Origin of the sequence: Shewanella electrodiphila, from assembly GCF_023283985.1 — a bacterium.
GTDB lineage: Bacteria > Pseudomonadota > Gammaproteobacteria > Enterobacterales > Shewanellaceae > Shewanella > Shewanella electrodiphila.
Genome location: NZ_JAKIKU010000003.1, coordinates 514,074 through 520,543, shown reverse-complemented (window position 1 = coordinate 520,543; position 6,470 = coordinate 514,074). Strand labels below are relative to the sequence as shown.

Here is a 6,470-nt window from a genome sequence, read left to right as displayed (position 1 = left end):
AGACGTAATGAATCATTACGTAAAACTAGATGGGTCGTTAGCTCAGTTGGTAGAGCAGTTGGCTTTTAACCAATTGGTCGAAGGTTCGAATCCTTCACGACCCACCACTTTCTAAAGGTGTTGCCAGTTCGGCATAGATTTAGACGTAATGAATCGTTACGTAAAACATAGATGGGTCGTTAGCTCAGTTGGTAGAGCAGTTGGCTTTTAACCAATTGGTCGAAGGTTCGAATCCTTCACGACCCACCACTTTTCTGAAAGTGAGATTGCCAGTTTGGCTTTAATTCAGACGTAATAAATCATTACGTAAAACTAGATGGGTCGTTAGCTCAGTTGTTCGTGCTCTTGTTAACAAGAATAGACAGTTGGCTTTCTCTCCAATTAAGACATAAGTTTTAATGAAATATAGATGGGTCGTTAGCTCAGTTGGTAGAGCAGTTGGCTTTTAACCAATTGGTCGAAGGTTCGAATCCTTCACGACCCACCACTTTTCTGAAAGTGAGATTGCCCGTTTGGCTTTAATTCAGTTCCTCCTCTCAATATTTAACTTCGCTTTACACTTACTACCGTGATATTAAAAGTGACACTCTTCTATAAAACTAAATTAGTATCTACAGCTTTTAAGCATTCTTTTTCTTTTCTTCACTTTCATTGCTAAACCTTTTTAATTTAAATATTTACCCATAACTCGTGTCATTCTTCTCTAATAATTTTAGTGGCTCCTCATCTACTTTTGTCTAATAGACCTATTGCTAATGTTGATTAGTTGTTAACTGGGTCATATTGCTATGGATGATAAGAACAGGGAGAGCATGATGAAACAAGCAAAAATTGGTTTAATAATAGGTATTTCGATGCTGGCATTAAGTAATGTGAGTTATGCGGATACTGACATGCAGTTTGGTGGTTATGTTAAAGCTGATGTGATGTTCAGTGATTATGGTAACGGAGCTCCAGACTCAGGGTATTTATCTCGTCAGTTTTATGTGCCTGGCACCATTTATGGGGTTGAAGGGAATGGTAATCAAGTCGTCGATTTTCAAGCCCGTGAAACTCGATTTAATTTCAAAACCGTGTCTGATTTTGACGGCCATAAATTAACGGGTTTTATTGAATTAGATTTTATGACGCATAGTGATGGTAATGAGCGTGTTTCTAATAGTTATTCACCTCGAATTCGCCAGGCATTTGTTAGTTACGATAATTGGACAGTGGGCCAAACATGGACGACCTTCCAAAATCCAGGTGCATTACCAGAAAACTTAGATTTTGTTGGCGCAGCAGAAGGTACGCCGTTTGTTCGCCAAGCAATGATTCGTTATACCAATGGCGGATTCCAATTAGCGATTGAAAACCCAGAAACCACAGTCAATAAATATCAAACATCCTCTCGATTAACCAGTGGCAGTGGTATCGTACCTGATGTGGTTGCACGTTATAACTTTAAGACAGAAGGTGGTACAGCGATTTCTGTTGCAGGTATTTTACGTCAGTTAAATGTGGAACAAAATATTGGTACCAGTGATGATCCAATTGACATAGATTCAACTGAAATGGGTTATGGTGCGAGTATTGCTGGTGTTATCCCAGTAGGTAGTGATGATTTTAAATTCTCAGCGACTTACGGTGAAGGTTTAGGGCGTTATATGGCGCTTAACTATGCTAATGCTGGTAACCTTGATGCTTCAGGTGAAATCCAGACCATCAGTTCTTATGGTGGTTATGCTGCTTATCGCCACTGGTGGAATGATAAATGGCGTTCAAGTTTAACCGTATCAGCATTTAAAGCAGATAACGACACAATGTTATCAAGCGATCAAGTGAATGCCGAGTCTTACTCAAGCTATATTAACTTACTTTATTCTCCAACTAAGCCATTAACTTTTGGTGTTGAATATATGTATGCTATGAACGAAAGAGAAGATGGTAGTGATGGTGATTTAAGCCGAATTATGTTCTCAGCTAAATACGTTCTGTAAAACAGTTTACGTGTAACTTCTCCCCCCATGAGCTTTGTTACAACAAAAAGGGTTAATTCAATTGAATTAACCCTTTTTTAATGACGTGAATTATCAACTTTTTAAGTTGCTAATTAGCCTAACAAGTTGTTTGAACGAACATATTGTTCGAATTCAGTGTAACCACCTACGTGAGTTTCATCGACAAAGATTTGCGGTACAGTTTCAACAGGCTTGCCTACTGTTTTTTCTAAATCTGCTTTAGAAATGCCTTCAGCATGAATATCTACGTATTTGAATTTAAAATCGTCACGCTGCGCAGTTAATTTTTCTGATAATTCAACAGCACGAACACAATATGGGCAGCCTGGACGGCCAAAAATTACAACAAACATAGTGACTCCTTTTTTTGATTTGACGATTTATACCATAAGTTTTATTGAATTGATAATTTATACCTTACCCAATTAAAAACTGTTCTCATTGATTGTTTTATAACGGCCTTTGTAGTCAAAAAACTTTTCAACTAAATCCCATTTATTCTTCTGTTTTTTTAATAACAGCAAATCAGGAGTTTTAAAGTTTTCAGACGACACGACTAATTCCTGAGGTGATTTATATTGTGGGTGTTTCATTCCTGGAGTGCGAGAATGAGGTGCAATAAAAATGGCGAATAGGGCGCGACGTTGAGCGGGTGTTTCCATTCTGAACGTTTGTTTAAAGTCATTGGCGTCAATATCAAAATACTGGACTATTAATTTATTGCCTTCAGCGACTAACTGCATTTCTTGGCATTTAAATAAATGATGATGCTGTGATGAAAGCACTTGTTTTAAGCGTTTGTCGGGATCAATCAAGGTTGATTGGCAAGTTTGACAAATACGCGCAGCAATATCATTTTCAGCGCCGCAGTCTGGACACGATTTAGAGCGAAAACGAAAATCGCATTGATGTTTTTGAGTATCGTGAGTATTTTCGATAAGCCCTTGGCAGCGCCTACCAAAATGTTCAACGATATCACCGTCGCCATCAACTAGCCCCCAAAAGGTATTGGCAAATTGACATACAGGACAATGAACCTGAACTGGAACCGACTTGCTGTTAGTTTTTACTTGGCCGACTTCTGGGAAATATAAATCATAGCCATTTGCAGCGTAATCTATGACTAAGCAATCAGCTTTATTAGGCGCTAAACGTAATCCTCTGCCAATCATCTGTTGAAATAAGCTCACTGATGCAGTGGGTCTTAATATCGCGATTAAATCAACGTGAGGCGCGTCAAACCCTGTAGTTAATACCGCAACGTTAACTATGAATTTAAGTTGCTGCTGTTTAAAGCGGGAAATAATTTCATCGCGTTCAATATGAGGAGTATCAGCAGTAATTAAAGCGGCATCATCTGCCAGCAATTTAATGATTTCTTTTGCATGCCTAACCGTAGCTGCAAAAATAAGCACGCCTTTACGCTGCTCTGCAAGTTGTAGAACTTGTTTGATAATGGCTGTGGTTGCACGGCCTTGATGATTGAGCAAATCATCAACTTCTTTTTGGGGGAATTCCCCTGTTTCAGAAGGCGTGACTTGGCTAAAATCATATTGTGCACATAAGCCATCAAAGATTTTCGGGGCGGTTAAATACCCTTGCTTGATTAGCGGACGCATAGGCAATTCGAAAATACATTGCTCAAATATAGGCTTTTCAGTATTGCCGACTTTACCGTGATAGTGGTGGCGAAAAATCCATCCTAATCCTAATCGATAGGGCGTGGCTGTTAAACCTAGCAGTTTAAGTTGTGAGTTTTGTTTTTTTAAATGTTCAAGTAGTTGCCAGTATTGACTATTTTCATCGTTACTGACTCGATGACACTCATCGATGATGACTAATGAAAACACTTGAGTAAATTTTTCAGGTGCCCGAGCTGCAGATTGCACACTGGCAACAACGGTTTTACCAACGGCTTTCTTTTGATTTAGACCCGCAGAATAGATACTGGCCTCTTCGGTGAGCAGAGCCACTTTTTCAGCATTTTGTGCCACTAACTCTTTTACATGAGTGAGTACTAGAACATTACCGCGAGCGATCCGTGCAAGCTCTGCAATAACAATGCTTTTTCCTGCACCGGTAGGTAAAACTAATACTGCTGAATCATTACTTTTCTTAAAGTGAGTAATAGCCGCATTGACTGAATCTTGCTGATAATCACGAAGCGAAATGGTTACTGACATAAACTCGTTGTTTAATAATAATTCAATAATTAGAAATATGAGCATGACTCATGACTGAATAGCTACTTTAGCATGGAAGCCCGCTAAATCAGGAACAATGAGATTGCTAAAATTGTTATGTGACATAAAAAAGCCCCCTCAATTGAGGGGGCAATGAGAATCTGGTCAAGATTCTCTAGGTGGGTAGGACGTAAAAGGTTTTGAATAACCTCTAACAAATATTGTTAGCGTTATTCTGTTTTATTCAAACGTGATTCAATTAGGGTATCGATAACGGCTGGATCTGCCAATGTCGACGAATCACCTAAGTTAGTGACTTCATTAGCGGCAATTTTACGTAAGAATCGACGCATAATCTTGCCTGAACGTGTTTTAGGTAGACCGCCAGCCCATTGAATTAAATCAGGGGTCGCGAGGGCACCAATTTCTTTTCTTACCCATTGGCGAAGCCCTTGACGTAGCTCCTCGGTTTCTTCAACACCTTTGGTCAGAGTCACATAAGCGTAGATGCCTTGACCTTTGATGTCATGGGGGTAACCAACTACAGCGGCTTCAGCAACTAGCTCATGTGAAACTAGGGCACTCTCAACTTCAGCAGTACCTAAACGGTGACCAGAAACATTGATAACATCATCCACACGTCCGGTAATCCAGTAATATCCATCTTCGTCACGACGTGCACCGTCGCCAGTGAAATACATACCTCTAAAGGTTTTAAAATATGTCAGTGCAAATCGGTCATGATCGCCATAAACCGTGCGCATTTGTCCAGGCCATGAGTCAAGAATGACTAGGTTTCCATCGACAGCGCCATCTAAAATGTTGCCCATGTTATCCACTAGAGCTGGCTGCACGCCAAAGAAAGGACGAGTCGCAGAGCCTGGTTTTGCATCAGTTGCGCCAGGTAACGGGCTAATCAAAATCCCGCCAGTTTCTGTTTGCCACCAGGTATCGACAATAGGACAAGACTCATGCCCAATGACTTCATGATACCAACGCCATGCTTCCGGGTTGATTGGTTCGCCTACTGAGCCCATGACGCGTAACGAACTACCATCGAAACCTTCAAACTGTTCTTTACCTTCAGCCATTAATGCACGGATTAATGTCGGTGCAGTGTAAAGGATATTAACTTTATGACGGTCAATCATTTCACCTAAACGAGAAGGGCCTGGGGAGTTAGGAACGCCTTCATGAATAAGTACAGTTGCCCCGTTAGCTAATGGGCCATAAACCATGTACGAGTGACCTGTAATCCAGCCTACATCAGCAGTACACCAGTAGACTTCACCTTCTTTGTAATCAAAGACGTATTCGTGAGTCATTGAAGCGTAGACCATGTAACCACCGGTCGTATGTAAAACGCCTTTAGGGTTACCAGTTGAACCGGAAGTGTAAAGTAGAAATAGCGGGTCTTCTGCGCCCATTTCTTCTGCTTGGCAATGTTCTGATGCTGTTGCCATCACATCACTCCACCAAACGTCACGTCCCTCAACCCAATCGATGTCGCCACCAGTACGATTAAGTACAATGACTTTTTCCACACAATCAACATCAGGATTATTCAGCGCATCATCAATACTGCGTTTTAATGGGATTTTTCGTCCACCACGAACACCTTCATCGGCAGTAATAAGAACTTTTGAATTACCATCAATTACACGAGAGGCGATAGAGTCTGGTGAGAAGCCACCAAACACTACTGAATGGACTGCACCAATGCGAGCACAGGCTAACATTGCTACGGCCGCTTCAGGGACCATAGGCATGTAGATTGTAACGACATCACCTTTACAAACACCTTGGCTACGAAGGGCGTTAGCAAACTTACACACATCAGTGTGCAATTCGCGGTAAGTTATTTTACGTTGTTCAGTGGCATCATCGCCTTCCCAAATAATAGCAACACGGTCGCCATTCTTTTCAAGGTGGCGATCTAAACAGTTCTCTGATGCGTTTAATGTACCGTCATAAAACCAATTGATGGAAAGGTTATGATCATCAAATGATGTTTTCTTAATTTTGGTGTAGGGTTTGATCCAATCAATACGCTTACCGTGTTCTCTCCAAAAACCTTCTGGATTTACCACAGATTCTTGGTACATTTTCTTATAGGTATCATTGTCTACCAGTGCGTTGGTTGCAAAATCTGCTGGTACTTTATAGAGAGACTGCGAGCTCATATGGCTTCCCTTTGTCGAATTTAGCGTTACGAAAGTATCGTCTGCAAGGTGAGGTTAACACTATTAGACCTTGGTCTAGTTTTAAAATATCCTTAATATTTAAC

4 protein-coding genes and 3 tRNA genes are annotated in these 6,470 nt (G+C 40.7%); 4 read left to right on the top strand and 3 right to left on the bottom strand.

Translation table 11 applies throughout. The features are described from left to right. The first annotated feature begins 31 nt into the window (after positions 1-31). From L2737_RS08200 to L2737_RS08185, 4 genes are all read left to right on the top strand, one after another. Positions 32-107, top strand: a tRNA-Lys gene (locus L2737_RS08200). 66 nt (positions 108-173) lie between these two features. Beyond that, positions 174-249: transfer RNA gene (locus L2737_RS08195), tRNA-Lys, on the top strand. Between the two features lie 162 nt (positions 250-411). Continuing rightward, positions 412-487: transfer RNA gene (locus L2737_RS08190), tRNA-Lys, on the top strand. A 328-nt stretch (positions 488-815) separates the two neighbouring features. Beyond that, on the top strand, positions 816-1,979 hold the full coding sequence (locus L2737_RS08185; RefSeq protein ID WP_248955393.1) for a DcaP family trimeric outer membrane transporter: 1,164 nt from the start codon (positions 816-818) through the stop codon (positions 1,977-1,979). Between the two features lie 113 nt (positions 1,980-2,092). Here the strand turns inward: L2737_RS08185 and L2737_RS08180 are convergent, their stop codons facing one another. The 3 genes from L2737_RS08180 to acs all read right to left on the bottom strand — a co-directional run bounded on the left by L2737_RS08180 (position 2,093) and on the right by acs (position 6,366). Next, positions 2,093-2,353 carry a GrxA family glutaredoxin gene (locus L2737_RS08180; RefSeq protein ID WP_102528371.1) on the bottom strand — a complete coding sequence of 87 codons (261 nt, stop codon included), beginning with the start codon at positions 2,351-2,353 and terminating at the stop codon, positions 2,093-2,095. A 72-nt stretch (positions 2,354-2,425) separates the two neighbouring features. Continuing rightward, on the bottom strand, positions 2,426-4,183 hold the full coding sequence (radD, locus tag L2737_RS08175) for a DNA repair helicase RadD (RefSeq protein ID WP_248955392.1): 1,758 nt from the start codon (positions 4,181-4,183) through the stop codon (positions 2,426-2,428). 230 nt (positions 4,184-4,413) lie between these two features. Next, the gene (acs, locus tag L2737_RS08170) at positions 4,414-6,366 is read right to left on the bottom strand and encodes an acetate--CoA ligase (protein ID WP_248955391.1); all 1,953 of its coding nucleotides are present in this window, start codon (positions 6,364-6,366) and stop codon (positions 4,414-4,416) included. Positions 6,367-6,470 lie beyond the last annotated feature (104 nt).

Bases quoted from the DNA above. Each gene is read 5' to 3' on its own strand.
- L2737_RS08185 (WP_248955393.1), top strand. From the start codon at position 816: ATGAAACAAGCAAAAATTGGTTTAATAATAGGTATTTCGATGCTGGCA.
- radD (WP_248955392.1), bottom strand. From the start codon at position 4,183: ATGTCAGTAACCATTTCGCTTCGTGATTATCAGCAAGATTCAGTCAAT.
- L2737_RS08180 (WP_102528371.1), bottom strand. From the start codon at position 2,353: ATGTTTGTTGTAATTTTTGGCCGTCCAGGCTGCCCATATTGTGTTCGT.
- acs (WP_248955391.1), bottom strand. From the start codon at position 6,366: ATGAGCTCGCAGTCTCTCTATAAAGTACCAGCAGATTTTGCAACCAAC.